Below are 26,273 nucleotides of genomic sequence, written 5' to 3' on the forward strand. Positions count from 1 at the left end.
CCGCCGGTGGGCACACCGTCACCTTGCGACAGCCTGTTTCACCAGGTTACGGCCGAAGTCCCACATCAAAGCGCTGCCGTTGTGGGCTTCGTCCATCACCGCCGTGAACGCTTCCACGAAGCGGTCCACCTCGGGTTCGCCGATGATCAGCGGGGGGATCAGTTTGATCACCTCCAGCTGGTCCCCCGAGACCTGGGTGAGGATGCGGTGCTTCTGGAACAGCGGCACCACGACCATCTGGGCGAAGAGGCCCTTGCGGGCCGCCTGGAGCATCGTCCAGCGGCCGCGCAGGCCCAGTGACTTGGGCCGGCCGAACTCGATGCCGATCATCAGGCCCCGGCCGCGCACGTCGTGCAGCAGCTCGTACTCGCCGACCAGCGCGGCCAGCCGGGAGCGCAGCAGCTCGCCCGTGGTGCGGGCGTTGGCGACGATCCCCTCGTCCTCCAGCACGGCCAGCACCGCCAGCCCGGCGGCCATGGCCTGCGCGTTGGAGCCGAAGCTGGCCGAGTGGACGAGCACCCGGTCCATGGACGAGTAGACCTTCTTGAAGATCCAGTCCTTGCCGAGCGTGGCGCCCACGGGGACGTAGCCGCCGGAGAGCGCCTTGGCCACGCAGACCAGATCCGGCTCCACGCCCGGCTCGTGCTGGTGGGCGAAGAACTCGCCCGTCCGCCCGATGCCGGTCTGCACCTCGTCCGCGATGAGGAGGGCCTTGTGCCGGTGGAGGAGCTCCTGCGCGGCGAGCAGGAAGCCGGGCGGGGCCTCGTGGACGCCCTTGCCCTGGACGGGCTCGACGATCAGGCCCGCCACGTCGCCGCGCCGCAGCTCCCGTTCCAGGGCGTCCAGGTCGCCGAGCGGGACCGGGGTGTCCGGGAGCAGGGGCGCGAAGCCGTCCCGGAAGCCGTCCTCGCCGTTGACGGACAGGGAGCCCACCGTCAGGCCGTGGAAGGCGTGGGCGCAGTACAGCACGCGCGGTCTGCCCGTGGCGTACCGGGCGAACTTCAGGGCGGTCTCCACCGCCTCGGTGCCGCTGTTGCCGAAGAACACCCGGTCCAGGTGCGGGGTGTACGACAGCAGCCGCTCGGCGAGCAGGCCGGGCAGCGGCGGGCAGTCGAAGCGGGTGAGGTCGGCGAGCGAGGCGTCCAGCACGTCGTGGAGCGCCTTGCGGACCACGGGATGGTGCCGGCCCAGGCCCATCACCCCGAAGCCGGCGAGCATGTCGAGGTAGTCGTGCCCCTCGGCGTCCCAGAAGTACGCGCCCTCCGCCCGCTCGTACACCTTGTCGAAGCCGATGGTGCGCAGCATGCGCGGCAGCTGGTGGTTGAGGTACCGGGTGTGGAGTTCGTACCGTTCGCCGCCGCGCTCGGCCAGCAGCCGGGCCAGGTCGAATCTCTCGGTGCCGTCGCCGGTCATGCCGTGCTCTTCTCCTTCTCCTCGTCCTTGTTCCGCTCCTCGTTCCTCACCAGGGCGGCGCTGATCCGCCCGGCGATCTCGGCGGGGGTGAGCCCCACGTCCGCCAGCACCTCCGAGCGCTTGGCGTGGGCCAGGAACTGTTCGGGGATGCCGAAGGTCCGTACGGGCAGGTCGACCTCGGCGTCGCGGAGCGCCTGGGCCACGGCCCAGCCGACGCCTCCGGTGCGGCTGTTGTCCTCGACAACGGCGACCATGCGGTGGCGGGCGGCGAGCGCCGGCAGCGCCTCGTCGACGGGTTTGACCCAGCGCGGGTCGACGACGGTGCAGCTCGTGCCCCGGGCGCCCAGCAGGTCGGCCGCGTCCAGCGCCACCCGGGCCATGGCGCCGACCGCGACCAGCAGTACATCGGCATCGGTCCCGTCGGTGTCCGCCGGCCGGGCGAGGACGTCCATGCCGCCGATCCTGCCGACGGCCGGGAGGGCCTCGCCCACGTTCTCCTTCGGGAAGCGGACGACGGTGGGGGCGTCGGCGACGGCGACGGCCTCGCGCAGCTGGGCCCTCAGCTGGTCGGCGTCGCGCGGGGCGGCGATCCGCAGGCCGGGGACGACCTGGAGGATCGACATGTCCCACATGCCGTTGTGGGACGGCCCGTCGGTGCCGGTGACGCCGGCCCGGTCCAGGACGAACGTCACGCCGCACTTGTGCAGGGCGACGTCCATCAGCACCTGGTCGAAGGCGCGGTTGAGGAACGTGGCGTAGACGGCGAGGACCGGGTGGAGGCCGCCCGTGGCGAGCCCGGCCGCCGACACCGCGCCGTGCTGCTCGGCGATGCCCACGTCCCAGACCCGGTCCGGGTAGGCCGCCGCGAACTTGCCCAGGCCCACGGGGTGGAGCATCGCCGCCGTGATCGCGACGACGTCGGGCCGCTCGGCGCCGATCCTGACCATCTCGTCGCCGAAGACCGACGTCCATGACGTGCCGGCCGACGGGGCGAGGGGCTCGCAGGTCAGCGGGTTCATCGCGCCGACCGTGTGGAAGCGGTCCGCCTCGTCCTCCAGGGCGGGCCGGTAGCCGCGCCCCTTCTCGGTGCGGCAGTGCACGAGGACGGGCCCGTGGAAGCGCTTGGCCCGGCGCAGCGCCGACTCGACGGCCGCGATGTCGTGGCCGTCTATCGGGCCGAGGTACTTCAGGCCCAGGTCCTCGAACATGCCCTGGGGGGCGAAGGCGTCCTTGAAGCCCTTCTTCGCCCCGTGGAGCGACTCGTACAGCGGCTTGCCGAGCAGGGGCACGCTCTGGACGGCGTTCTTGCCCCAGGACAGCGCGCGTTCGTAGCCGTCGGTGGTGCGCAGGGTGGCCAGGTGGTCGGCGAGGCCGCCGATGGTGGGGGCGTAGGAGCGTTCGTTGTCGTTGACGACGATGATCAGCGGGCGGTCCTTGGCGGCCGCGATGTTGTTGAGGGCCTCCCAGGCCATGCCGCCGGTGAGGGCGCCGTCGCCGATGACGGCGACGACGTGGTTGTTCCAGCGGCCGAGGATCTGGTTGGCCTTGGCGAGGCCGTCGGCCCAGCCCAGGACGGTCGAGGCGTGGCTGTTCTCGATGACGTCGTGCTCGGACTCCTCGCGCGAGGGGTAGCCGGACAGGCCCCCCTTGCCGCGCAGTTTGGAGAAGTCCTGGCGGCCGGTGAGCAGCTTGTGGACGTAGGACTGGTGCCCGGTGTCCCACAGGATGCGGTCCGAGGGCGAGTCGAAGGACCGGTGCAGGGCGATGGTCAGCTCGACCACGCCGAGGTTCGGCCCCAGGTGGCCGCCGGTCCTGGCCACGGCGTGGACCAGGAAATGGCGGATCTCCTCGGCGAGGTCGGTGAGCTCCTCGCCGTCGAGTTCCTTCAGGTCGCGCGGACCGCGGATGTTCTCCAGCAACGACACGCCGGCCCCCTCCTCCTGTCGTCGGCCCGGTGGTGCCGGGCGCGTTGATCGGACTCCGCCGGATTTCTTCGGCCGGATTCTTCGGCCGGACTTCTTCAGCCAGTTTTCTTCAGAGCACGGTGACGGCCGGCGCCCCCGAGGGGGTGCCGTCCTTCTCCATCCGTTCGGCGAGCTTCATGGCCTCGTCGATGAGGGTCTCCACGATCTTCGACTCGGGGACGGTCTTGATGACCTCGCCCTTGACGAAGATCTGGCCCTTGCCGTTGCCGGACGCCACCCCCAGGTCGGCCTCGCGGGCCTCGCCGGGCCCGTTGACGACACAGCCCATCACCGCCACGCGCAGCGGCACCTCCATGCCGTCCAGGCCGGCTGTGACCTCGTCGGCCAGCTTGTAGACGTCGACCTGCGCCCGTCCGCAGGACGGACAGGAGACGATCTCCAGCCGGCGCTGGCGGAGGCCCAGGGACTCAAGGATCTGGATGCCGACCTTCACCTCCTCCGCGGGCGGGGCGGAGAGGGACACCCGGATGGTGTCCCCGATGCCCTCCGACAGCAGGGCGCCGAAGGCGACGGCGGACTTGACGGTGCCCTGGAACGCCGGGCCGGCCTCGGTGACGCCCAGGTGCAGCGGGTAGTCGCACTGGGCGGCCAGCCGGCGATAGGCGTTGATCATGACGACCGGATCGTTGTGCTTCACGGAGATCTTGATGTCGCGGAAGCCGTGCTCCTCGAAGAGCGACGCCTCCCACAGCGCCGACTCCACCAGGGCCTCCGGGGTGGCCTTGCCGTATTTGCCCAGCAGCCGCTTGTCCAGGGACCCGGCGTTGACGCCGATGCGGATCGGGGTGCCCGCCGCGGCCGCCGCCCTGGCGATCTCCTTGACCTTGTCGTCGAACTGCCGGATGTTCCCGGGGTTGACGCGCACCGCCGCGCATCCGGCGTCGATGGCGGCGAAGACGTACTTCGGCTGGAAGTGGATGTCGGCGATCACCGGGATCTGCGACTTCCTGGCGATGACGGGCAGCGCGTCCGCGTCGTCCTGCGAGGGGCAGGCGACGCGGACGATCTGGCAGCCCGCCGCCGTCAGCTCGGCGATCTGCTGCAGTGTGGCGCCGACGTCGGCCGTGACCGTCGTCGTCATCGACTGCACCGACACCGGGGCGTCCCCGCCCACCGGCACCCGGCCGACCTGGATGCGCCGTGCGGGACGGCGTGCCGCCAGGGGCCGGGCGGGTGGCACGGGCAGGCCGAGGGAGACCGGTTCCGTGGTGGCCATCGCGGTCAGCCCCGGTTTCCGGCGACGCTCTCGCGGGCCGCGCGCAGCGACTCCTTGAGCGAGCCCATGGTGGCGAGGACGGCGGTGGGCTCGTAGCCGCAGTGCGCCATGCAGTTGTCGCACCGGGGGTCCTTGCCGCGGCCGTACTTGTCCCAGTCGGTCTCCTCGATCAGCTCCCGGTAGGTGGGCACGTACCCGTCGGCCATCAGATAGCAGGGGCGCTGCCAGCCGAAGAGCGAGTAGTTGGGGATGGCCCACGCGGTGCAGGGGAAGTCGACCTTCCCCTCCAGGAAGTCGAGGAAGAGGGGGCTGTGGTTGAGCCGCCAGCGGGAGCGGTTGCCCCCGGCGAACGCCTTCCTGAACAGCTCCCGGGTCTGCTCGACGCCCAGGAAGTGGTCCTGGTCGGGGGCCTTCTCATAGGCGTAGGCCGGCGAGATCATCATCTCGTCGACCCGCAGCTCGTCATTGAGGAAGTTGAGCACCTCGATGATGGTCTGGGGGGTGTCGGTGTTGAAGAAGGTGGAGTTGGTGGTGACCCGGAAGCCCCGCCGCTTGGCCTCCTTGATCGCCTCCACCGCCTCGTCGAACACTCCCTCCTTGGCCACGGACTCGTCGTGGCGCTCGCGCAGTCCGTCGATGTGCACGGCGAAGGCGAAGTACGGCGACGGGGTGAACTTCTCCATCTTCTTCCGCATCAGCAGGGCGTTGGTGCACAGGAAGACGTACTTCCGCCTGGCCACCAACTGACGCACGATCTCGTCGATCTGCGGGTGCATCAAGGGCTCGCCACCGGCGATGGACACCATCGGCGCCCCCGACTCCAGCACCGCGCCGACCGCCTGGGCCACGGGCATCCGCTGTTTGAGCACCCCTGCCGGATGCTGGATCTTCCCGCAGCCCTCGCACTTGAGGTTGCAGGCGTAGAGCGGCTCCAGCTCGACGATCAGCGGGAACTTCTCACGCCGGCGGAGCTTCTGTTCGAATAGATAGGTCCCGACCCGGATGGTCTGGCGAAGCGGCATGGCCATCTGGCTCACCTCCTGGGGAGCAGCAAAGAACGGTGCCATTCGAAAAAGGCCGGCAGGACGGTGCGGAGCACGCGGAAAGCCGATATTCCACCCCGCAAGGTCCCGATTCGCACAAGTTCATGTTCGGGAGCGTCCACGACCACTCTTACGGCCGCAACGGGGCGGGCACCGGCCCGCACGGCGCTTCGGAGCGTGGCCGCGGACTCCATGTCCACCGCCAGCGCCCCGGCGGCGTGCAGCGCGCCCCGCTCGGCGCCGCGGACCACATGGTCGGAGCCGACCAGCGGCCCGGTGTGGATGACGCGCCGGGGCGCCACCCGGGCGAGCTCCTTGGCCAGCAGCTCGACACCGGCGCACTCCGTACGGCCCGCGGGGTCGCGGGTCTCGTCGGCGACCACCAGATCGCCGGGGTGCATCCCCGGCGCCAGCCCGGCGCAGAAGCCGGTGGCGATCACCGCGGTCTCGGTCCCGGGCCCCGGCGGGGCGCCGCCGCCGGCCAGGGCCCGGGTCACGGCACGTTCCGCGGCCTGCGGGCCCATGCCGGTGCGCAGGACGGTCACGGGTCCGGCCGCGCCGCCGAGGCCGCCGCGCAGGGCGAGGCGCTCGATGCCGAGCGCACAGGCGATCAGCAGCGGTGCGGGGGCGGGGGTACCCGTGCCGGTGGACATCAGCCCTCCAGTGGCGTCTCGGCGAAGGGCTCGCCGTGGAGGTAGCGGCCGAGGGCGGTGAGGGGGAACACCTGGCGGTACAGGTGGTAGTTGATGGAGAAGTCCCAGGGGAAGCCCGTGCCGGTGAAGTGGGGCTCGTCCCAGGAGCCGTCCTCCCGCTGGGTGTCCGTCAGCCAGGTCACCCCGCGCTCCACGGCCTCGCCGTCCCGCTCCCCCGCCGCCAGCAGCGCCATCAGCGCCCAGGCGGTCTGGGAGGCGGTGGAGGCGCCCCGGCCGATCCAGTCGGGGTCCCGGTAGGAACGGAGGTCCTCGCCCCAGCCGCCGTCCGGGTTCTGCACCTCGCCCAGCCAGGCGACGGCCCGGCGGACCGCCGGGTGGGAGACGGGGATGCCGGAGGCCACCAGGGCGGGCACCACGGACCCGGTGCCGTAGACGTAGTTGACGCCCCAGCGGCCGAACCAGGCGCCGCACTCCTCCTGTTCGCCCAGCAGCCATTCGACGCCCCGGCGGGCGCGCGGGTCGTGCTGCTTGCCGAGGACCGCCAGCATCTCCACGACATGGGCGGTGACATCGGCGGACGGCGGGTCGATCACCTCGCCGAAGTCGCAGAACGGCAGCCGGTTGGGGAACGGGCTGGTGTTGTCGGCGTCGAAGGCGCCCCAGGCGCCGTTTCTCGACCGCATGCCCACCGCCCAGTTGGCGGCCCGCCGGACCGCCTTCTCCAGGCGCTCGGGGTCGGGGTGGCGGACCCTCTTGAGGGCGAGCACGACCTCGGCGGTGTCGTCGATGTCGGGGTAGGCGTCGTTCTCGAACTCGAAGGCCCAGCCGCCCGGAGCCAGGTGCGGCCGCTTCACGGTCCAGTCGCCGGGGCGCAGGATCTGCTCGTCCAGCATCCAGTCGGCGGCCTTGACCAGCGCCGGGTGGTCGGGGCTCAGGCCCGCGTCGGCGAGGGCGGTGGTGGCCAGGCAGGTGTCCCAGACCGGGGACTGGCAGGCCTCGATCATCCGGACGGGGGCGCCGTCCGCGTCCTCGTGCCAGACGGCGAAACGGTCCAGCGACTCCAGCCCGGCGCGCAGCACCGGGTGGCGGAGGTCGTAGCCCAGCAGGTGGAGGGCGATGATGTTGTAGACGGCGGGGGGCTGGATGCCGCCCCAGCAGCCGTCGTTCTCCTGGCGCTCGACGATCCAGCGGGCCGCCGAGCGCAGCGCGGCCCGGCGCAGCGGGGCGACGGGCAGCCGGTGGTAGACGTGGAGGACCTTGTCCAGGCGCTGGAAGAGGCCGTCCCAGCTCGTGACGGGGGCGAGGGGGCGCGGCGGGTTCGGCCGGCGGGGGTCGGTGTGGAGCTCGTCGAGGGGGAACGGCGCGGGCCGGACGGGCCGCAGGGCGGAGACGATCGTCAGGGGGACGATGGTCTGCCGGGCCCACTGACCGAAGTCGTAGAGGTTGAGGGGCACCTGCTTCGGCAGGTACATGATCTCGGGTGGGAGCTCGGGCAGGTCCTCCCAGCGCCACCAGCCGAAGAGGGCCAGCCAGATCCGGGTGAAGACGCGGGTGGCGGCGATGCCGCCCTGTTCGCGGACCCAGGCGGAGGCGGCGGCCATGTGCGGCGCTTCGGGGGCGTCCCCGGCGAGGCGGAGGGCGGTGTAGGCCTCGACGGTGGCGGAGAGCTCGGCGGGCCCGCCGTGGAAGGTGGCCCAGGTGCCGTCGGGGCGCTGGCGCGAGCGGATGAAGCGGGCGGCGGCGGCCGTGGTCCGCGCGTCGTCGACGCCCAGGAACCGGCGCAGCAGCAGGTCCTCGGCGTCCATGGTGACGTTGGTCTCCAGGTCGCCCTTCCACCAGCCCGCCGCGTCCTGGCGGGCCAGCAGGTGGTCCGTGGCGAGGGTGACGGCCCGCGCCGCGGCTTCACGCGTCTTCGGCGCTCCGGGGGACGCCGTGGCGGGCGCCGGAGCGGTGGTGCTGTGGCCGGCCTCGGCCTCGGGGAGCGGTCGCTCCCCGGTGCCGTCGGTCGTCGCTGTCATGGTTTCCCCTAATGCAGTGAGTTCCTATCTCTGCCGTACTGCTGTGACTGCCGTACTTCGGGGGGTTCCGTCAGCCGGTGCCGCACACACAAGGCACCGGCCGGCGACCGCGGGACTGGTTCGTGTCTGTCGTGATCAACTCTTCCGTACGACGACGAAGTCGGCGAGCGCGACGAGCTGCGCCCGGACTTCCGCGGGCATGTCGACGCCGTCGAGGGCCTCGACGGCGGTGGCGTGCTGGCGGCGGGCCTCCTGCTCGGTCCACTCGCGGCCGCCCGCCTCCTCGATCAGCGCCGCGCGGGAGGCGAACTCCTCCTCGTCGAAGTCGGCGAGCTGGGCGTCGGTGAGCCCCGCGTCGGCGGCGAGGATGCCGGCGAGCCGCTCGGAGGCGGGGCCGCCGGCCGCGAGGGCGGCGACCACGGGGAGGGACTTCTTGCGCTGCCGCAGGTCGCTCCAGGTCTGCTTGCCGGTGGTCTCCGGGTCGCCCCAGATGCCCAGCAGGTCGTCGACGGCCTGGAAGGCGAGGCCGAGGTGGTAGCCGTAGGCCTCCAGGGTGTCGGCCGTGCGGTCGTCGGCGCCGCCGAGGACCGCGCCGATGGAGACCGCGCACGCCAGCAGCGCGCCGGTCTTGTTGCCCTCCATCTCCAGGCACTCCGCGACGGTGACGCGCTCGCGGTGCTCGTAGGAGATGTCCTGGGCCTGGCCGTCGATGAGCTTGCGGGTGGCGGTGGTGAGCCGGCGGGTGGCCCGGCCGGCCTCGACGGTGCCGAGCTCCAGCAGGATCTCGTTGGCGAGCGCGAAGAGGGCGTCGCCGACGAGGATGGCCTGGGCGGGCCCGTAGGCCTTCCAGACGGTGTCGCGGTGGCGGCGCTGCTCGTCGCCGTCCATCAGGTCGTCGTGCAGCAACGAGAAGTTGTGCACGAGCTCGACGGCCACCGCGCCGGGGATACCGGTCTCGGCGGGGGCGCCGGCGGCCTCGGCCGACAGCAGGGCGAGGGCGGGCCGCACGGCCTTGCCCGGGTCGCCGTGGGCGGGCTTGCCGTCGATGTCGATCCAGCCGAAGTGGTAGGCGGCGACGGTGTCCATGGGTGCAGCGAGCCTGTCCACGGCGGCACGCAGCACCGGCGTGGCAAGCGTCCGTCCGCGCTCCAGCAGGGCGCGCACGCCCGCGGTGTCGACAGCTGGGATCGCCGATGTCACGGTCTCTCCTCTGGTGGTGGTCGTGCTCATGCGCGTCCCGCTCGCGGGCACGCGCGCCTTGAGGGCTCGCTGGTTCATACCGCCGCCTCCCGCAGGGGGCTGTGGTGGGGCAGGCCGAGCTCGGAGAGGGCCGCGCCGGCGGCGACGAGGCCGCTGCGCACCGCGCTCTCCATGGTCGCGGGCCAGCCGGTGGCGGTCCACGCACCGGCCAGGTAGAGGCCGGGCGCGTTCGTGGGGGCGTCGGGCCGGAGCCGGCCGACGCCCGGGGTGGGGGCGAACGTCGCCGTCCGCTCGCGGGTGACGAAGAAGTCCTTCACCCGCGCCGTCCGGGCGGCCGGCAGCAGCCGGGCCAGCTCGGGGAGGTAACGCTCGCGCAGCTCGGCGACCGGCCGGTCGATGTCGTCCTGCGCGGCGGACTGGGACACGGCCAGGTACTGCGCGGCCTTGTCACGGTCGGCCAGCCCGGAGGAGTCGGTGCGGTCGAAGACCCACTGCACCGGGCTGCCGAGCGCTGTGAAGAAGGGCTGCCGCAGGACCTTGCGGTCGTAGACGACGTGGAGGTTGAGGATGGGCGCGGTGTCGATGCCGAGCAGCCGGTCGGGGTCGTCAAGGGCGCCCTCGGGCAGCAGCGCGTGGGTCTCGCGCTGGGGCACGGCGAGGACGACGGTGCCGGCCTCCAGCCGCTCGCCCGCGCCCGGCCCGGCCTCGGTGTCGACGTGCCAGCCGCCGTCGGGGCGGCGGGCGATCCGGGTGGCGCGGGTGCGCAGCGCGACCCGGACGCCGGCGGCGTCCAGCGCGGCGCGGGCCATGGAGTCGTGGAGCTCGCCCAGCGGCACCCGGGCCCAGCCGATGTCGGCGGCGCCGGGCTCGGAGAGCAGGCCGGTCTTGAAGACCATGGCGGCCAGGGCCAGCGAGGAGTGGTCGGCGGTGGCGTTGAGGGTGGCCACGCCCACCAGGTCCCACAGGGCCTCGACCGTCCGGGGCGACTGGCCGCGGCGGCGCAGCCAGGTGCCGAAGTCCACGCCGTCCAGCGCGGGGTCGTCGAGGTCCAGGCCGCGCAGCGCCAGCGCGGCCCGCCCGACCGCGGCCCGCTCGGCGAGCGAGAGGTGGGGATAGGTGGCGAGGCTGGCGGCCAGATGGAGGGGTACGGGCAGGCCGGCGCGGCGCAGCCGGCCGAGGCGGGCCCGGCCCGAGGGGTGGCCGACGTCCAGGACGGGCACGTCGAGCCGGTCCTGGACGGGGGCCAGGTGGGCGGCGCCGATCCGGTCGAGGAACCACCGGTAGGCGGTGCAGCAGCGCAGGTAGACGTGCTGGCCGTTGTCGACGGTCAGCTCGCCGCGGCGGAAGGAGAAGGCGAGCCCGCCGAGGCGGGGGCGGCCCTCCAGCAGGGTGACGCGGAGCCCGGCGGCGGCGAGTTCGAGGGCCGCCGTGACGCCCGCGAGTCCGCCCCCGATCACTACCGCGGCCGCCCCGTCGGGGCGGCCTGCTTGGTCCGTGCGGAGCCGGTCGGGCCGGGTTGTCGTTCGTTCTGTCATGCGCCCATCCCCTCGGCTGCTGTCAGGGACGCGTCCGCCGGGCGGAGGGTTGCGCACCGGTTGCCGGTGCGGTGGATCGCCTCGCCGGGCGTACGGCCGGTGCGGGTCGTCATGGCGCTGCTCGTCGTGGTGCGGGCGGGGGTCATCAAACGCGCCCCCTGGCGGTCTGCCGGTGGACGCTGCGCGCGTCGTAGCCGGAGAGTCCGCGCACGGCGACGAGGGCCTTCTCGTGGCCCGGCAGCGAGACGCGGCCGCGCAGCACCGCCGTGGGCTCCTCGGCGATGCGTTCCAGCAGCCTGCGGTAGATGCCGGACATGGCCGCGACACAGGCGCCGCTGCGCCGGTCGAGCATGGGCAGCAGCTTCATGCCCTCGGCGAACAGCGCGCGGGCGCGCCGGACCTCGTAGTGGACCAGGCCGGTGAAGTCCGAGCCGGCCGGGGGCAGGGCGGAGTGGAATCCGGCCGAGCAGCCGAACTTGGCGAGGTCGTCGGAGGGCAGGTAGGTGCGGCCGTTGGCCGCGTCCTCGCGGACGTCGCGGAGGATGTTGGTGAGCTGGAGCGCCAGGCCCAGCGTGTCGGCGTACTCCGGGGCGCGCGCGGCGTCCCGTGCGCCGGGCACGGTGCCGAAGATGCCCAGGGAGAGCCGTCCGATGGCGCCGGCGACACAGCGGCAGTAGTGGGCGAGGTCGTCCCAGGTCTCATAGGTCTCGCCGCGGACGTCCATCTGGACGCCGTCGATGAGCTCGTCGAGGCCGCCGAGAGGGATGGGGAACCGGCGCACGGCATGGGCGAGCGCGACGGCCACCGGGTCGGTGTCGTCCTCCTCGACGTCGCCCGCCCGGATCCGGTCGAGCGTGGTACGGGCGTCCTCCAGCCGGAGCCGCTTGGACTCGGGGTCCAGGGGCCCGTCACCGATGTCGTCTATGCGCCGGGAGAAGGCGTACAGCGCCGACATGGCCCGCCGTTTGGCGGTGGGCAGCAGCCTGATCCCGTAGCTGAAATTGCCGGCCTGCTGTCCGGTGACGGCTTCGCAGTAGCTGTACGCGGCGAGTACCGGCGGCGACGCTTGTGGCGTTGCATTCACGTTCCGGCTCACCCCTCTCTTCGCAGTGTCGCCCCCACCTCGCGCAGCAGGCTGAGCTTGGTGGGCTTGGGCGGTCCGGGGAGAACGTCGTGCCCCGCGGCGGTGACCGCGGCGAGTGCGGCCCTCCCTCCGCCCACGAATCCCGCGAGCAACAGCTTCAGCCTGCCGTGGACGCTACCCACCAGGGGGGTGCCTTCATTCAGCAGGCGCCGGGCGCGTTCCGCCTCGTACGCGACCAGGGCGCGCACCGACGCGCCAGCGGTCGGGAGGGCGAGGTCGGCCTCCGTGACGCGGAAGCGCGCCATGTCCTCGGCGGGCAGGTAGACGCGGTCGCGCCGGAGGTCCTCGGCGACGTCCTGTAGGTGTTCGACGATCTGCAGGGCGGTGCAGACCGCGTCCGAGCGGCGGACCCGCTCGGGGCTGGTGGTGCCGGTGATGCCCAGGACGAGGCGGCCGACGGGGTTCGCGGACAGCTCGCAGTAGGCGAGCAGGTCGGCGTAGCTCCCGTAGCGGCGCACCCGCTGGTCCTGGCGGTTCGCCTCGATCAGCCCCAGGAAGGGCTCGGGGGTCAGACCGCACCGGCGGACGGTCGGACGCAGGCGGAGCAGCAGCGGGTGGCGGGGGCCCGTGCCGGTGGTGTCGAAGACGCGACGGAGGTCGGCCTCGAAGGCGTCGAGCATGGCGAGCCGGTCGTCGGTCTGCTCGCGGTCCAGGCCGAGCAGCTCGGCGTCGCGGCCGCCGGGGGCCAGATCGCCGTCGCCGATGTCGTCGACGAGGCGGGCGTAGCCGTAGACCGCCATGAGATCGGCACGCCAGGCGCGTGGCACGAAGAAGGGCGCCACGGGGAAGTTCTCGTGCGCGGCCTTGTCGAGCACGGCGCGCGCGTGCGCGTCCGTCCCCGCGGTCATCGCGGGCTGCCCGGACCGGGGACGGCGTACGCGTCTCTGATCTGGAGAGTTCCCGTAACCATTGCCGTCACATCTCCCGTTCTACACTGCCGACCCAGAACATCCTATTTCGGACACGCCGCAGGGCGGGCCGTGCCCCTGGCCTCCTTCCGGGCCGCTCCCTCGCGGCTCCGGCGGCGGGGCCGTGAAGCGTGTATCGCCACGCACCGCCCCGAAACAGCCGCAAAAGAGCAGGCTACAGCGTACGCCGCACAGGTGTCCGACGCTCGCCGGGGTATGTGCTTGATCCATACAATGCCACGCGAGCGCCCAATCGGCCCTGACAATAAGCCAGTTGATCGTTACGGAACGGTCAAGGCCCCCGCCGCGAGCGCGCCGGCGGGGACCTTGGACGTCACGTCCGCGTCAGCGGGCCGTCTCCTTCTCATAGGCCCGGACGACCTCGTCCGTCGGCCCGTCCATCAGCAGTTCCCCGCGCTCCAGCCACAGCACCCGGTCGCAGGTGTCCCGGATGGACTTGTTGTTGTGGCTGACCAGGAAGACCGTGCCGGCCTCCTTGCGGAGCTCGCGGATGCGCTCCTCGGAGCGTTTCTGGAAGGCCCGGTCGCCCGTGGCCAGCGCCTCGTCGATCATCAGCACGTCGTGGTCCTTGGCCGCGGCGATGGAGAACCGCAGCCGGGCCGCCATGCCGGACGAGTACGTGCGCATCGGCAGGGTGATGAAGTCGCCCTTCTCGTTGATCCCCGAGAAGTCGACGATGTCCTGATAGCGCTCGCGGATCTGCTCCCGGGACATCCCCATGGCCAGCCCGCCGAGCATCACGTTCTTCTCGCCGGTGAGGTCGTTCATCAGGGCGGCGTTGACGCCCAGCAGCGAGGGCTGGCCGTCGGTGTAGACCTTGCCGCGCTCGGTGGGCAGCAGCCCGGCGATCGCCTTGAGCAGGGTCGACTTGCCGGAGCCGTTGGAGCCGATCAGGCCGATGGCCTGACCCCGGTAGGCGGTGAAGCTCACACCCTTGACGGCGTGCACCTCCCGCACCCCGGCGCTCGGCTGCCGGCGGACGATCCGGTTCAGGGCGGCCGTGGCACTGCCCCGGCCGGTGTTGCCGCCGTAGACGCGGTAGACGATGTGGACGTCGTCCGCGATCACGGTGGGGACGCGCTCGGAACCCTTGGGAATGATCTGCTCAGCCACGGCCGTACTTCTCCTCGGACTTCCAGAAGTAGACGAAGCCGCCGACTCCGATCACCACGGCCCAGCCGATCGCCAGCAGCCACACGTGCGGCGGCAGGTGCTTCGCCCCGTAGTCGTCGATCAGCGCGTAGCGCATCAGGTCGATGTAGACGGCCGCCGGGTTGGCCCCCAGCAGATCGATCACCCACTGGGACGCGTGGGTCCGCTTGAGGTTGTCGACCAGGCTGTACATCACGCCCGAGGCGTACATCCAGGTGCGCAGCAGGAACGGCAGCAGCTGGGCCAGGTCGGGGGTCTTGCTGCCCGCGCGGGCCAGGATCAGCGCCAGTCCGGTGTTGAAGAGGAACTGCAGCGCCAGCACCGGGACGATCATCAGCCAGGCCATCGACGGCATGTGCCCGCAGGCGACCAGGACGAGGGCCAGCACGACCATCGAGTACAGCAGCTGCTGGAGCTGCTGGAGCGCGAAGGAGATCGGCAGGGCCGCCCGGGGGAAGTGCAGGGCCCGCACCAGGCCCAGATTGCCCGCGATCGCCCGGACGCCCGCCATCGCCGAGCTCTGGGTGAACGTGAAGACGAACACACCCGTCACCAGGAACGGGATGTAGGTGTTCACCGGCAGGCTGCGCTTCTGGTCCATCATCACGCCGAAGATGAAGTAGTACACGACGGCGTTCAGCAGCGGCGTGGCCACCTGCCAGACCTGGCCCAGCTTGGCCTGGCTGTACTGAGCGGTCAGCTTCGCCCGGGAGAAGGCGACGATGAAGTGGCGCCGCTCCCACAGCTGCCGCGCGTACTCGGCCAGGGACGGCCGGGCGCCGCTCACCGCGAGGCCGTACTTACGGGCCAGCTCGGCGGCGGGCAGTCCGTCGTCGGGTGACGACGGCACAGTCAGGGCGACCGCACTGTCGTGCGTTGTCTCGCTCACAGTTGACACTTTCGTCCTCAAGGCGCGCTCCCGGGGCCTGGCCCCGGTGCGCGCCCGATGCTCTTCGACACGACTCTCGGATACGAGCTTGTCAGATCACGGGGGGACGACCCAGTCGGGTCAGGCGCCACACGGTACGCCACTTCATCGGACGCCGTGGTCCGCAAGGGGTCGTCCACCCCTCCCGGAAACCGCCCAGCCACGCGCGCAGCGCGGGCAGGGAGGGCCGCCGGGCCAGGGTCAGCAGCAGCCAGACCCCGACGTAGACGGGGACCAGCGGCGCGGGCAGATTGCGGCGGGCCAGCCAGACCCGGTTGCGGGCCACCATCCTGTGATAAACGGCATGGCGGCTCGGGGCGGTCGTCGGGTGGTGGAGCACCATGTCCGACCGGTAGTCGATCATCCAGCCCGCGTCCAGGGCCCGCCAGGCCAGGTCCGTCTCCTCGTGGGCGTAGAAGAACTCGTCCGGCAGCCCGCCGACCTCGGCGAAGACCCGGGTGCGCGCCGCGTTGGCGCCGCCCAGGAAGGTGGTCACGCGCGAGGAGCGCATCGGGTCGGACGCCCGCAGCCGGGGCACGTGACGGCGCTGGGTGACACCGGTGTCCGGGTCGGCGATCCGGAAGCTGATGATGCCCAGCTTCGGGTCGGCGGCGAACGCCTCCCGGCACAGCTGGGCCGTGTCCTGGTTCGGCAGGTGCCCGTCGTCGTCGAGGAAGAGCAGGATGTCGACGTCCCGGCCGGCGGGGCCGAAGGCCTCGATGCCGACGTTGCGGCCGGCCGGGATGCCCACGTTCTCCGGCAGCTCGACGGTGCGCACGGCCAGGCCGGGCACGGACAGCTCGGGCAGCGGGGAGCCGTTGCCGACGACGACGACCTCGATGGGGTCGCCGGTCTGCTTGGCCACGGACTCCAGCAGGGCGCGCAGCTCGTCGGGGCGGTTGCCCATGGTCAGGACGACCGCGCCGACCTTCATGCTCGTATCGCTCATTTCAGCCTGCTCGAGGCCAGGATGGACACCAGGTGGAGCACCGTCTGCAGCAGCGCGATGCCCGCGAGGACGGCGGTGCCGAGGCGGGTGAAGAACAGGTCGCCGTGGGCCGCGTCCGCGATCGCGAGGACCAGGATCAGCAGGGACGCCTCGATGCCGAGGATCAGCCGGTGGAACTTCAGGGCCGCGGCGGCCTTGCGGGCCAGCGCCACCTTGGAGGAGCGCGGCTCGGCCGCGGACTCCTTGACCGGCGGCAGCCCGGCCTGATGGCGGGCGACGCCGACGAGGTCGGTCTCGGCCTTGATCAGGACGGCGCCGAGCGCGGCGAGCGTGCCCAGGAAGGCCCACAGCCAGTCGATCCGGCCGCTCCCCCACAGGTCGGCGGCGCGCAGGCCCAGACCGGTCAGGACCGCGGCGTCGCACAGATAGGCGCCGACCCGGTCCAGGTACACCCCGGAGTTCGAGTACTGCTTCTTCCAGCGGGCGATCTCGCCGTCGACGCAGTCCAGCAGCAGATAGAGCTGGACCATGACCACACCGAGGACGGCGCCCCAGATCCCCGGCACCAGCAGGGCCGGGAGCGCGAGGACGCCCGCCACGGTCATCAGGTAGGTGAGCTGGTTGGGCGTGACCCTGGTGTTCACCAGATGGCGGTCGACCCGCAGCGAGATCTCCCGCATGTACAGGCGGCCCATCCAGTGCTCGCCACTGCGCCGGTCCTTCACACCCGCGGGGTGGACGACCGGGCGGAGTTCAGCGACTGATGGTTTGTGCATAGTCGGCGTACGCGTCCCTGATCTGATCGGTGGAGAGGTCGAGGTGCTCCAGGATGGTGTACCTCCCGGGGCGGGTCTGCGGCGCGTACGCGACGACCGAGACGAACTCGTCGTCGGTGAAGCCGATGTCGCCCGGCAGGACGGGCAGACCGTGGCGGCGCAGCACCTCGACCATGAGCGCGGATTCCTGGTGGGCACCGCGCAGGTGCATCGCGAAGGCTGCCCCGAGGCCGCACTGCTCGCCGTGGCTGGCGGCGCGCCTGGGGAAGAGGAGGTCGAAGGCGTGGTTGATCTCGTGGCAGGCGCCGGAGGCCGGCCGGCTGTCGCCCGCGACGGACATCGAGATGCCGGTGAGCACCAGGCCCTCGGCCAGCACCTGGAGGAAGGCGTCGTCGCCGACGCCGCCGGGGTGGCGCAGCACGGCCTCGCCGGCCTGCCGGGCCATGGCCGCGGCCAGTCCGTCGATGCTCTCGCCGCGCTCGCGGTGGGCGAGCTCCCAGTCGGCGACGGCGGAGATGTTGGAGATCGCGTCGCCGATCCCGGAGCGGACGTAGCGGGACGGGGCCTCGCGGATGATGTCCAGGTCGATGACGACGGCGATCGGGTTGGGCACCCCGTAGGAGCCGCGGCCCGCGTCGTTGTCGAGCGTGGCGACCGGCGAGCAGAGCCCGTCGTGCGAGAGGTTCGTGGCCACGGCGACCAGCGGAAGCCCTATGCGGGCGGCCGCGTATTTGGCGCAGTCGATGATCTTGCCGCCGCCGAGGCCCACGACCGCGTCGTAGCGCCCCTTCTTCATGCGGTCGCCGAGCCGGACGGCGTCGTCGAGGGTGCCGCCGCCCACCTCGTACCAGGAGGCGCCCGGCAGCGCCGGGGCGAGCCGCTCGCGCAGCTGCGCCCCGGAGCCGCCGCTGATGGCGATGGCCAGCTTGCCGGAGCTGGAGATCCGCTGGTCGTGGAGGAGTCCGGCCAGGTTGTTCAGCGCTCCGGCGCGGATGTCGACGACGACCGGCGAGGGGATGAGCCTCGTCAGTACTGGCACGCGATCTCCCGGCCCTTGGCGAGGTCGTCGTGGTTGTCGATCTCGACCCACTTCACTTCGCCGATGGGGGCCGTGTCGATCTTGAAGCCGCGGTGGACGAGCTCCTGGTAGCCGTCCTCGTAGTACAGGTCGGGGTCGCGCTCGAAGGTGGCCTTCAGGGCGTCGGCCAGCTCGGCGGCGGCCTCGGCCTCGATCAGGGTGACGCCGATGTACTCGCCGGTGGCGTCGCCGGGCTCCATCAGCTTGGTGATCTTCTGGACGCCCTTGTCGGGGTCGACGACGACCTTCATCTCCTCGTCGGCGAGATTCTTCACCGTGTCGAGGGCGAGGATGATCCGCTTGCCGTCGCCGCGCGCGGCGAGCAGGGTCTTCTCGACGGAGACGGGGTGGACGGTGTCGCCGTTGGCGAGGATCACACCGCGGCCGAGCACGTCACGGGCGCACCACAGGGAGTAGGCGTTGTTCCACTCCTCGGCCTTGTCGTTGTCGATCAGGGTGAGGGTGAGGCCGTACTTGGCCTCCAGGGCCTCCTTGCGCGCGTACACGGCCTCCTTGCGGTAGCCGACGACGATCGCGACCTCGGTCAGGCCGACCTCGGCGAAGTTGCCGAGGGTCAGGTCGAGGACCGTCAGGGAGTCCTCCGCACCTTCGGGACCCACCGGCACCAGAGCCTTGGGCAGCGTGTCGGTGTAGGGGCGCAGACGCCGTCCGGCGCCGGCGGCCAGCACGAGGCCGATCATGCGGGTTCTCCTGTTTCGTCGTGGACTGCGGGCGCCCCGGAGGACACCCAGAACCGGATGCTCTCGCTGAGCACCACGAGCGCGATGGCGGCCGCCAGGACCGTCAGCGCGATGGTGAAGCCTCGGCCGTGCCACAGGGAGGCGGCGGCGGTGACCGCCAGCACACGTCCCTCGTGCCCGCCGATGACCCTGACGAGCCAGTGCGGGGGCGCGCCGGTGCCGCCGCGGATGCGGTACACCGTGTCGTAGTGATGGTAGGCGACCGCGGCGACCAGCCCGAATGCCGCAGGCAGGGCGCCGGGCGCGTCCGAGCGGGCGGCGAGCAGCAGGACGATCCCGTACTCGGTCGCGCGGAAGAGGGGCGGCAGCAGCCAGTCGAGCGGGCCCTTGAGGGCGTGGGCCACGGCGACGCCCGCGAGCAGCGCGTACACCACGGCGGGCGGCAGGCCCTGCCAAGTGCCCAGGTTCCCGGTGGCCAGCGGCCAGACGAACAGGGCGACGGCGGCGAGCAGCGCCCAGTAGGGCGCGCTGTACGAGCCGCCGGGCAGCCGCCGGCCGAGGGCGCGGCTCACGGCCTCGGCCTCGGGGCCGGAGTCGGCGAGGTCCGCGAGCGCCCCGGCGGCGCGGTCGGTGCGCTTCGCCTTGCGGGTGAGCGAGCGCAGCACCCGGCCGGCGGTGGTGTAGCAGGCGGCGAAGGCGCAGCCGATCAGCAGCACGACGAAGACCACACGGGGTGTGGTGAGCGCCGTGAGCAGCGCTATCAGCGCCCAGCGCTCACCGATGGGCAGGATGATCATGCGCCGGGCCCAGACGGTCCAGCCGACGCTGTCGAGCCTGCCGGAGAGGGCGGCGGTGGGGCTGGTGTTGGCGGTGGCGTCGTGGTTGGCCTCGTTGAAGGCGAAGTCGACGACGTGCCGGCAGGTCTGGAGGACCATGGCGCCGAGGGCGAGGGCCCAGACGTCGTCGCCGCCACGGGCGGCGCCGAGGGCCAGGCCCGCGTAGTAGGCGTACTCCTTGGCCCGGTCGAAGGTCGCGTCGAGCCAGGCGCCGAGCGTCGAGTACTGGAGCGAGTAGCGGGCGAGCTGGCCGTCGGTGCAGTCCAGGACGAACGAGGCGATCAGCAGCACACCCGCCGCGACGAACCCGGGCCGGGTGCCGGTGGCCGCGCAGCCGGCCGCGATCAGCGCGGTCAGCAGGGAGGCGGTCGTCACCTGATTGGGGGTGAGGCCGCGACGGGCGCACCAGCGGGCGATGTACCGGGAGTACGGGCTGACGCAGAAGGTGGTGAAGAAGCCGTCGCGGGACTTCACGGCGGCGCGCAGCCGTACGGCCTCGTCGTCGACGGCGTCGACCTCCGCCAGCGCCTTCGCGCGGGCGTCCGCGCCCTCGGGCAGCTCGGCGACGAGCACGCCCAGCTCGGGGCGGTGCACGGGGACGCCTTCGGCTTCGAGCCGGGCGGCGAGCTCGTCGGGGAGGCTGCCGCCGCCGGACGGCCGGCCCGCGCTCCCGGCGGCGGGCTCGCCCGCCGGACGGCCTGCGGCCGGGGCGGCCGGGCGCGAGGCCTCCGGCCGGGCGGCCACCGCGTCGGCAGCGGCCCCGGCGGGCTCCGCGCCGCCCCCGGCCGCCGGGCGACCGCCGGCCGGTGCGGGACCCGTGCCTTGGGCTCCGGGCGCGGCGCCTGCCGCCGGGCCGGTCTCGGCGGGCGGCTCGACACCGGTCTCGCCCGGCGCGGCCGGACGCGAGGGCTCCCGCCGGGCGGCCGCCACGTCGGGCACGGGCCCGGCGGACTCGGCAGCCGGGCGGCCGGCGTCGGTGCCGGCGGCCCGAGCAGCCGGGCTCGCGCCCGACGCGGCGGCCAGCGCCCGCGTCAGCGGGCCGCGCGCCTCGGCCTGGACCGTCAGGGCGCCGGTCACGGCGCCCGCCGGGAAGCGGGGGTCGGTCAGGGCCAGGCGCAGGGCGTGGACGTGTCCCGTGAAGCGGGGGTCGACGACGGCGACCCGCTCGGCGGCCGGGACCGCGGCGAGCTCCCCGGCCGCGCCGGCGGCACCGGTCGCGGTGCGCACGTCGAAGCCGAGCGCCCGCAGGTCGTCCTCCAGCGAGGAGCCGGCGGGCGGCGGACCGATGAGGATGGCGGTCGACAGACGAACTCACTCCTTGCGGCTGGCGTGGCCGCCGTGCGGCCGCGGGACGCGGCGGGCGGCTGGCGTGCCGCGCCGGGCCCGGGTCTGCGGGGCGGCGCACGGCACGACGGCAGAGGCTATCGGATCACCGGAAGGCCGAGTTCACCGCACGTGCACCCGGGCGTTCCCGGCCCGGGCGGCCGCCCGGGAACCGGCCACTGTCAGGACGTCCGGGATGCCCGGGCGGTTCCCACGGACGGACGAAACGTTTCCCGTCGGATGGCTGGAATAGGGTGCCGTCATGACGTGGCTGATCACAGGCGGAGCTGGGTACATCGGGGCGCATGTCGCGCGGGCGATGACGGAGGCCGGGGAGCGGGTGGCCGTCCTGGACGATCTGTCCTCGGGCGTGGCCGGCCGGCTGCCGGAGTCGGTCCCGCTGGTGCGGGGCTCGGTGCTGGACCGTGAGCTGCTCGACCGGACGCTCACCGGTCTCGGGGTGACGGGCGTGGTGCACCTGGCGGCGAAGAAGCAGGTCGGGGAGTCGGTCGAGAAGCCCCTGCTGTACTACCGGGAGAACGTCCACGGGCTGACCGTGCTGCTGGAGGCCGTGGTCGCGGCCGGGGTCCGCAGCTTCGTCTTCTCGTCCTCGGCGGCCGTCTACGGCATGCCCGACGTGGACCTGGTCACCGAGCGCACGCCCTGCCAGCCGATCAACCCGTACGGCGAGACCAAGCTCGCCGGCGAGTGGCTCGTCCGGGCGACGGGCGCCGCGCACGGCATCGCCACGGCGTGCCTGCGCTACTTCAACGTGGCGGGCGCGGCCCGGCCGGAGCTGGCCGACACCGGGATCTTCAACATCATCCCGATGATGTTCGACCGCGTCACCCGGGGCGAGCGGCCGCTGATCTTCGGCGACGACTACGCCACCCCGGACGGCACCTGCGTCCGTGACTACATCCACATCGAGGACCTGGCGACCGCCCACCTGGCCGCCGCCCGCCGGCTCGCCGAGCGGCCGGGCGCGGGCGATCTGACGCTGAACGTCGGCACCGGCCTCGGGGTGTCCGTCCGGGAGATGGCCGACCTGATCGGCGAGATCACCGGGCGCCCGGAGCTGACGCCCGAGACGGCCCCGCGCCGTCCGGGTGACCCGGCGCGGGTCGTGGCGTCCAACGAGCTGATCTCGAAGGAGCTGGGCTGGAGCGCCCGCCACGGCCTGCGCGACATGGTCGCCTCGGCCTGGGAGGGATGGTGTCTCCACCACCCGGAGGCACGTCGCGCCTGATCCCCCGTGGGGGCTTCGCCGCAGGTCAGGTGGGGTGCTCGGAGGCATCGGCGGGGCGTCGCCCGATACCCCGCCCGCCCGTAGTTGACTGGGCCCGGCCGGCGGGTGCCCGCCGGCCGGGCGGCGACGACGGCTTCGGAAGGCGGCGGGCATGGGAGCGGGTCACCACCACGGCCACTCGCACGGGGGACCCCCGCCCGGTGCGACCGGCACGGCCGCGGCCGCCCACAAGGGGCGGCTGCGGACCGCGCTGGGCATCACCCTGACCGTCCTGCTGGTCTACGCTGTGGGCAGCGCGCTGACCGGCTCGCTCGCGCTGTTCGCCGAGGCGGGCCATATGGCCACGGACGCGATCGGGGTCTCCATGGCCCTGGTGGCGATCCGTTTCGCCGCCCGCCCGGCCACCGGCAGATGCACCTTCGGCTACGCCCGGGCCGAGATCCTCGCTGCCCTGCTGAACTGTGTGCTGCTGCTCGGGGTCGGTGGCTACGTCCTCGTCGAGGCGATGGAGCGGCTGGCGGAGCCGGAGCCGGTGCCGGGCGCGCGGACGGTCGTCTTCGGCCTGGTCGGCGTGGCCGCCAACGGTGTCTCGCTGGCCCTGCTGACCCGGGGCAGCAAGGAGAGCCTGAATGTGCGGGGCGCCTTCCTGGAGGTCCTCTCGGACGCCCTGGGCTCCCTGGCCGTGGTGGTCTCCGCCCTGGTGATCATGGTGACGGGCTGGACGCGGGCCGACCCGGTCGCCTCCCTGGTGATCGGGCTGATGATCGTGCCGCGCACGGTGAAGCTGTTGCGCGAGGCGCTGGACGTGCTGCTGGAGGCGGCGCCGAGGAACGTCGACACGGCCGAGGTGCGGGCGCACATCCTGGCCCTGCCCGGGGTGCGGAGCCTCCACGATCTGCATGTGTGGACGATCACATCGGGGATGCCGGTGCTGTCGGCGCACGTGGTGGTGGACCCCGGCACGCTGGACTCGGCGGGGCAGGGGAAGATGTTGCACGACCTTCAGGACTGCCTCGGCGAGCACTTCGCCGTGGAGCACTGCACCTTTCAGCTGGAGCCCAGCGGGCACGCCGAGCACGAGGCCGGTCTCTGCCACTGGACCCGCCGCGAGACCTGCCGCCGGGCCACGGACGGCCGAGGGCCGGTCCGATCAATCGAACGATCGGATCGATGACTCATCCGCCGTGGTCGTGGGCATTCCGTACGGCAGACTTGAAGGTGGAAGACCGACAATGAGGATGGTCAATGCCGATCACATCTGCCAAGGGCCGCTCCGCCGACTCGGACCGGGTTCCCGCGGCCGCCGACACCGCCGAACCGATCATGCTGGAGCTGGTCGACGAGGACGGCAGAACCATCGGCACCGCCGAGAAGCTCTCCGCCCACATCGCCCCCGGCCGGCTGCACCGGGCCTTTTCGGTCTTTCTCTTCGACGACGCGGGCCGGCTGCTCCTCCAGCGCCGGGCGCTGGAGAAGTACCACTCCCCCGGTGTGTGGTCGAACACCTGCTGCGGCCACCCCTACCCGGACGAGCCGCCCTTCGTCGCCGCCGCCCGCCGCACCGGTGAGGAGCTGGGCCTGGCGCCCGCGCTGATGCGCGAGGCCGGGACCGTGCGCTACAACCACCCGGACCCGGCCTCGGGCCTGGTCGAGCAGGAGTACAACCACCTGTTCGTGGGCACGGTCACGACCCTGCCCGACCCGGACCCCTCCGAGATCGCGGAGACCGCGTTCGTCACCCCCGCCGAGCTGGACGCGCTGCGCGAGAAGTACCCCTTCTCGGCGTGGTTCATGACCGTCCTGGACGCCGCCCGCCCGGCGGTCCGCGAGGTCACCGGGGACGCCGCAGGCTGGTAGGCCGGGGGCGCAGCGGCAGGGCGGCCCAGACCACCTTGCCGCCGCCGGCGGTGTGCTCGATGTCGTAGGCGCCGCCGGCCTCCTCCACCGTCGCCTGCACCAGCAGCAGGCCCCGGCCGCCGGTGCGCGGCTCGTCCTCGGGGCAGGCCTCCATGGGCGCGGGGCGGTACGGGTGGTTGTCCTCGACGGCCACCCGGACCCACTCCGGGCCCAGGGAGACCTCCACGGCCACCTCCGGGGAGAGCAGCGCCGCGTGCCGCACGGCGTTGGTGACCAGCTCGGAGACGATGAGCAGCAGCCCGTACAGCTGGTCCTCGCGCAGCGGCACGGCGCGGCGCCGGATCAGCTCGCGGACCGCGCTGCGGGCCGCGGGGACGGACCGGTCGAGCGCGGGAGCGGTCCAGCGCCAGCTCCCGTCGTACTCGGCGGGCTTGCGGGGCGCGGCCGCCCGTCCCGGCCCGGGCGGGCGTCCCCCGCGCATCTCCATCTCCGCATCCCACCCCTCGCCGTGGCCCGACCACCTGTGCCGAGTGTTGGGAACCCTGGCATCCGCTCCGGTGAGCTGACCAGAAGTCATTGGCTATCGACGGATTCCGGCGGGGTTCGACCGATCACGCACACGGCTGTCGCCCGGCAGACTGTTTGATCATGACTTCCTGGTCCCGGTTAGCATCCGCCCATGAAGCCCGCACTGCGCCTCGAGACCGACGGACCCGTCGCCACCGTCCGGATCGTCAACCCCGCCAAGCGCAACGCCATGACCACCGGGATGTGGCGGGAGCTGCCCGGGCTCCTCGCGCGCTGCGCCGCCGACCCGGCGGTCCGGGTGCTGGTGCTGACCGGCGAGGGCGACACGTTCTGCGCGGGCGCGGACATCGCCACGCTGGCCGCCGACGGCGGCGTGGGCTCGCGGGACCTCGCGGTGGCGGCGGAGGAGGCGCTGGCGGCGTTCCCCAAGCCGACGATCGCGGCCGTGCGCGGCCACTGCGTGGGCGGCGGCTGCCAGCTGGCGGTCGCCTGCGATCTGCGGTTCGCGGCCGAGGGGGCGTCCTTCGGGGTCACCCCGGCGCGGCTGGGCATCGTCTACCCGGCGTCCACCACCCGGCGGCTGGTGGAGCTGGTCGGCCCGGCGACCGCCAAGTACCTGCTGTTCTCGGCCGAGCTGATCGGCACCGAGCGGGCCCTGCGCACCGGGCTGGTGGACGAGGTGTGGCCGGCGGACGCGCTCGACGGCCGGGTGGCGGAGTTCGCGGCGACGCTGGCGGGGCGCTCGCAGCTGACGCAGGCGGCGGCCAAGGAGTTCGCCTCGTCCCCGGCCACGGCGGAACGCGTGGCCCACTGGGCCGCGCGGGAACGCGGCAGCGGCGACACCGCCGAGGGTGTCGCCGCGTTCTTGGAACGGCGGATGCCGCTCTTCGACTGGACGGTCTGAGCGCCCCGTTCCGAGCGCCCCGAAGGGGCGCGGGGAACTGCGCGCTCAGCCCGGGACGGCCCGCAGCGACCCGACTGCCCCACCAGCGGGGCGCTCAGGCCTGACCGTCCGGACCCCCGTCCTGGGCGGTCGCGCCGTTCCCGACCGCGGGCCGGTGGGGGCTGGTCGCGCAGTTCCCCGCGCCCCTAGGGGCTCGCGCCCCTTACGGGGCCGCGCGCCTAGCGCGGCACGTACGCCGCGCGCCGCTCCGCGACGATGTCCGCGGGGGCCTTCTCCGGGGAGCCCGCGTCGTACGGCGGCTGCGGGTCGTACTCGATCATCAGCTGGACGGACTGGGCCGTCCGGTCGCCCGCGATCCGGCCGAGGAGGGCGAGGCCCATGTCGATGCCCGAGGAGACCCCGGCGGCGGTGACGTACTTGCCGTCGAAGACGACCCGCTGCCCCGTCGGCTCGGCGCCCAGGGAGCGCAGCTGCTCCAGATGGAGCCAGTGCGAGGTGGCCCGGCGGCCCGTCAGCAGCCCGGCGGAGGCCAGGATCACGGAGCCGGTGCACACCGACGTCGTCCAGGTCGTGTGGCGGTCCACGGCCGTCAGCCAGTCCCGCACGGGGCCGGGCTCGAGCGGCAGGAACCGGTCCGGGCCGCCGGGGACGACGACGATGTCGGGGCGGGGCACGTCCGCGAGGGAGCGCTCGGCGACGAGCGTGAGGTTGCCGCTCTCGTTGGGCACCGGGCCGGGCCGCTCGGCGACGAAGACGGTCTCGGCACCGGGGATACGGCTGAGGGTGTCGTACGGGCCCACGGCGTCGAGGGCGGTGAAGCCGGGATAGAGCAGGATGGCGATCTGCATGGCAAAGC

Annotated in this window: 23 protein-coding genes and 1 pseudogene; 4 read left to right on the forward strand and 20 right to left on the reverse strand. The window is 72.8% G+C overall.

Translation table 11 applies throughout. The features are described from left to right. Positions 1 to 18: 18 nt before the first annotated feature. From ACFYZR_RS17685 to ACFYZR_RS17770, 18 genes are all read right to left on the reverse strand, one after another. A complete protein-coding gene (locus ACFYZR_RS17685) occupies positions 19 to 1,413 on the reverse strand; it encodes an aspartate aminotransferase family protein (RefSeq protein ID WP_391911121.1) in 1,395 nt (464 codons plus the stop codon). Beyond that, positions 1,410 to 3,338, reverse strand: coding sequence for a 1-deoxy-D-xylulose-5-phosphate synthase (gene dxs, locus ACFYZR_RS17690; RefSeq protein ID WP_391911123.1), 1,929 nt, complete (start codon positions 3,336 to 3,338; stop codon positions 1,410 to 1,412). Before dxs ends, ACFYZR_RS17685 begins: the two co-directional genes overlap by 4 nt. A gap of 109 nt (positions 3,339 to 3,447) precedes the next feature. Then, complete coding sequence (ispG, locus tag ACFYZR_RS17695) at positions 3,448 to 4,614, reverse strand: flavodoxin-dependent (E)-4-hydroxy-3-methylbut-2-enyl-diphosphate synthase (RefSeq protein WP_391911126.1); 1,167 nt, start codon at positions 4,612 to 4,614, stop codon at positions 3,448 to 3,450. Positions 4,615 to 4,619: 5 nt separating this feature from the next. Next, positions 4,620 to 5,642 (reverse strand): adenosyl-hopene transferase HpnH, encoded by a 1,023-nt coding sequence (gene hpnH, locus ACFYZR_RS17700; RefSeq protein WP_391911128.1) that lies wholly within the window; start codon positions 5,640 to 5,642, stop codon positions 4,620 to 4,622. Between the two features lie 5 nt (positions 5,643 to 5,647). Further along, a complete protein-coding gene (locus ACFYZR_RS17705) occupies positions 5,648 to 6,310 on the reverse strand; it encodes a 1-hydroxy-2-methyl-2-butenyl 4-diphosphate reductase (RefSeq protein ID WP_391911130.1) in 663 nt (220 codons plus the stop codon). Next, the gene (shc, locus tag ACFYZR_RS17710; protein ID WP_391911132.1) at positions 6,310 to 8,328 is read right to left on the reverse strand and encodes a squalene--hopene cyclase; all 2,019 of its coding nucleotides are present in this window, start codon (positions 8,326 to 8,328) and stop codon (positions 6,310 to 6,312) included. Before shc ends, ACFYZR_RS17705 begins: the two co-directional genes overlap by 1 nt. A gap of 135 nt (positions 8,329 to 8,463) precedes the next feature. After that, positions 8,464 to 9,528 carry a polyprenyl synthetase family protein gene (locus ACFYZR_RS17715; RefSeq protein ID WP_391911341.1) on the reverse strand — a complete coding sequence of 355 codons (1,065 nt, stop codon included), beginning with the start codon at positions 9,526 to 9,528 and terminating at the stop codon, positions 8,464 to 8,466. A 74-nt stretch (positions 9,529 to 9,602) separates the two neighbouring features. After that, on the reverse strand, positions 9,603 to 11,063 hold the full coding sequence (gene hpnE / locus ACFYZR_RS17720) for a hydroxysqualene dehydroxylase HpnE (RefSeq protein WP_391911134.1): 1,461 nt from the start codon (positions 11,061 to 11,063) through the stop codon (positions 9,603 to 9,605). Continuing rightward, positions 11,060 to 11,209: a hypothetical protein gene (locus tag ACFYZR_RS17725; RefSeq protein WP_391911136.1), complete on the reverse strand. Its 150-nt coding sequence runs from the start codon at positions 11,207 to 11,209 to the stop codon at positions 11,060 to 11,062. The genes hpnE and ACFYZR_RS17725 overlap by 4 nt, the downstream gene beginning before the upstream one ends. After that, positions 11,209 to 12,147 (reverse strand): presqualene diphosphate synthase HpnD, encoded by a 939-nt coding sequence (hpnD, locus tag ACFYZR_RS17730; RefSeq protein ID WP_391911138.1) that lies wholly within the window; start codon positions 12,145 to 12,147, stop codon positions 11,209 to 11,211. Before hpnD ends, ACFYZR_RS17725 begins: the two co-directional genes overlap by 1 nt. 8 nt (positions 12,148 to 12,155) lie before the next feature. Beyond that, a complete protein-coding gene (gene hpnC, locus ACFYZR_RS17735; protein WP_391911140.1) occupies positions 12,156 to 13,055 on the reverse strand; it encodes a squalene synthase HpnC in 900 nt (299 codons plus the stop codon). A 405-nt stretch (positions 13,056 to 13,460) separates the two neighbouring features. After that, positions 13,461 to 14,249: an ABC transporter ATP-binding protein gene (locus ACFYZR_RS17740; protein WP_391911142.1), complete on the reverse strand. Its 789-nt coding sequence runs from the start codon at positions 14,247 to 14,249 to the stop codon at positions 13,461 to 13,463. Then, positions 14,242 to 15,177, reverse strand: a complete 936-nt coding sequence (locus ACFYZR_RS17745; RefSeq protein ID WP_391911144.1) for an ABC transporter permease — start codon at positions 15,175 to 15,177, stop codon at positions 14,242 to 14,244. The genes ACFYZR_RS17740 and ACFYZR_RS17745 overlap by 8 nt, the downstream gene beginning before the upstream one ends. Before the next feature lie 91 nt (positions 15,178 to 15,268). Beyond that, on the reverse strand, positions 15,269 to 16,165 hold the full coding sequence (locus tag ACFYZR_RS17750; protein ID WP_391911146.1) for a glycosyltransferase family 2 protein: 897 nt from the start codon (positions 16,163 to 16,165) through the stop codon (positions 15,269 to 15,271). Next, positions 16,162 to 16,941, reverse strand: a complete 780-nt coding sequence (locus ACFYZR_RS17755) for a CDP-alcohol phosphatidyltransferase family protein (RefSeq protein ID WP_229349238.1) — start codon at positions 16,939 to 16,941, stop codon at positions 16,162 to 16,164. The genes ACFYZR_RS17750 and ACFYZR_RS17755 overlap by 4 nt, the downstream gene beginning before the upstream one ends. Beyond that, positions 16,919 to 17,980, reverse strand: coding sequence for an iron-containing alcohol dehydrogenase family protein (locus tag ACFYZR_RS17760; RefSeq protein ID WP_391911148.1), 1,062 nt, complete (start codon positions 17,978 to 17,980; stop codon positions 16,919 to 16,921). Before ACFYZR_RS17760 ends, ACFYZR_RS17755 begins: the two co-directional genes overlap by 23 nt. Then, positions 17,968 to 18,720 carry a sugar phosphate nucleotidyltransferase gene (locus ACFYZR_RS17765; RefSeq protein ID WP_391911150.1) on the reverse strand — a complete coding sequence of 251 codons (753 nt, stop codon included), beginning with the start codon at positions 18,718 to 18,720 and terminating at the stop codon, positions 17,968 to 17,970. Before ACFYZR_RS17765 ends, ACFYZR_RS17760 begins: the two co-directional genes overlap by 13 nt. Next, a complete protein-coding gene (locus tag ACFYZR_RS17770) occupies positions 18,717 to 20,783 on the reverse strand; it encodes a DUF5941 domain-containing protein (RefSeq protein ID WP_391911152.1) in 2,067 nt (688 codons plus the stop codon). Before ACFYZR_RS17770 ends, ACFYZR_RS17765 begins: the two co-directional genes overlap by 4 nt. A 358-nt stretch (positions 20,784 to 21,141) precedes the next feature. Here ACFYZR_RS17770 and galE point away from each other — a divergent pair, with 358 nt between their 5' ends. From galE to idi, 3 genes and pseudogenes are all read left to right on the forward strand, one after another. Next, a complete protein-coding gene (gene galE / locus ACFYZR_RS17775; RefSeq protein ID WP_391911154.1) occupies positions 21,142 to 22,128 on the forward strand; it encodes a UDP-glucose 4-epimerase GalE in 987 nt (328 codons plus the stop codon). Positions 22,129 to 22,279: 151 nt separating this feature from the next. Next, positions 22,280 to 23,224, forward strand: a pseudogene (locus ACFYZR_RS17780) (cation diffusion facilitator family transporter); the annotation flags it as partial. Between the two features lie 149 nt (positions 23,225 to 23,373). Beyond that, positions 23,374 to 23,985, forward strand: coding sequence for an isopentenyl-diphosphate Delta-isomerase (gene idi / locus ACFYZR_RS17785; RefSeq protein WP_391911156.1), 612 nt, complete (start codon positions 23,374 to 23,376; stop codon positions 23,983 to 23,985). On the opposite strand, the gene ACFYZR_RS17790 is transcribed toward idi, so the two are convergent. Beyond that, entirely contained in the window at positions 23,960 to 24,472 is a 513-nt protein-coding gene (locus tag ACFYZR_RS17790) for an ATP-binding protein (protein WP_391911158.1), read from the reverse strand. The two genes, idi and ACFYZR_RS17790, sit on opposite strands and share 26 nt — an antisense overlap. Before the next feature lie 192 nt (positions 24,473 to 24,664). On the opposite strand from ACFYZR_RS17790, the gene ACFYZR_RS17795 reads away from it, so the two are divergent. After that, the gene (locus tag ACFYZR_RS17795; RefSeq protein WP_391911160.1) at positions 24,665 to 25,417 is read left to right on the forward strand and encodes an enoyl-CoA hydratase/isomerase family protein; all 753 of its coding nucleotides are present in this window, start codon (positions 24,665 to 24,667) and stop codon (positions 25,415 to 25,417) included. 218 nt (positions 25,418 to 25,635) lie between these two features. Here the strand turns inward: ACFYZR_RS17795 and ACFYZR_RS17800 are convergent, their stop codons facing one another. Further along, positions 25,636 to 26,265 (reverse strand): DJ-1/PfpI family protein, encoded by a 630-nt coding sequence (locus ACFYZR_RS17800; RefSeq protein ID WP_391911162.1) that lies wholly within the window; start codon positions 26,263 to 26,265, stop codon positions 25,636 to 25,638. Between the last annotated feature and the right edge of the window lie 8 nt (positions 26,266 to 26,273).

The organism is Streptomyces sp. NPDC001678 (genome assembly GCF_042892945.1).
Lineage (GTDB): Bacteria > Actinomycetota > Actinomycetes > Streptomycetales > Streptomycetaceae > Streptomyces.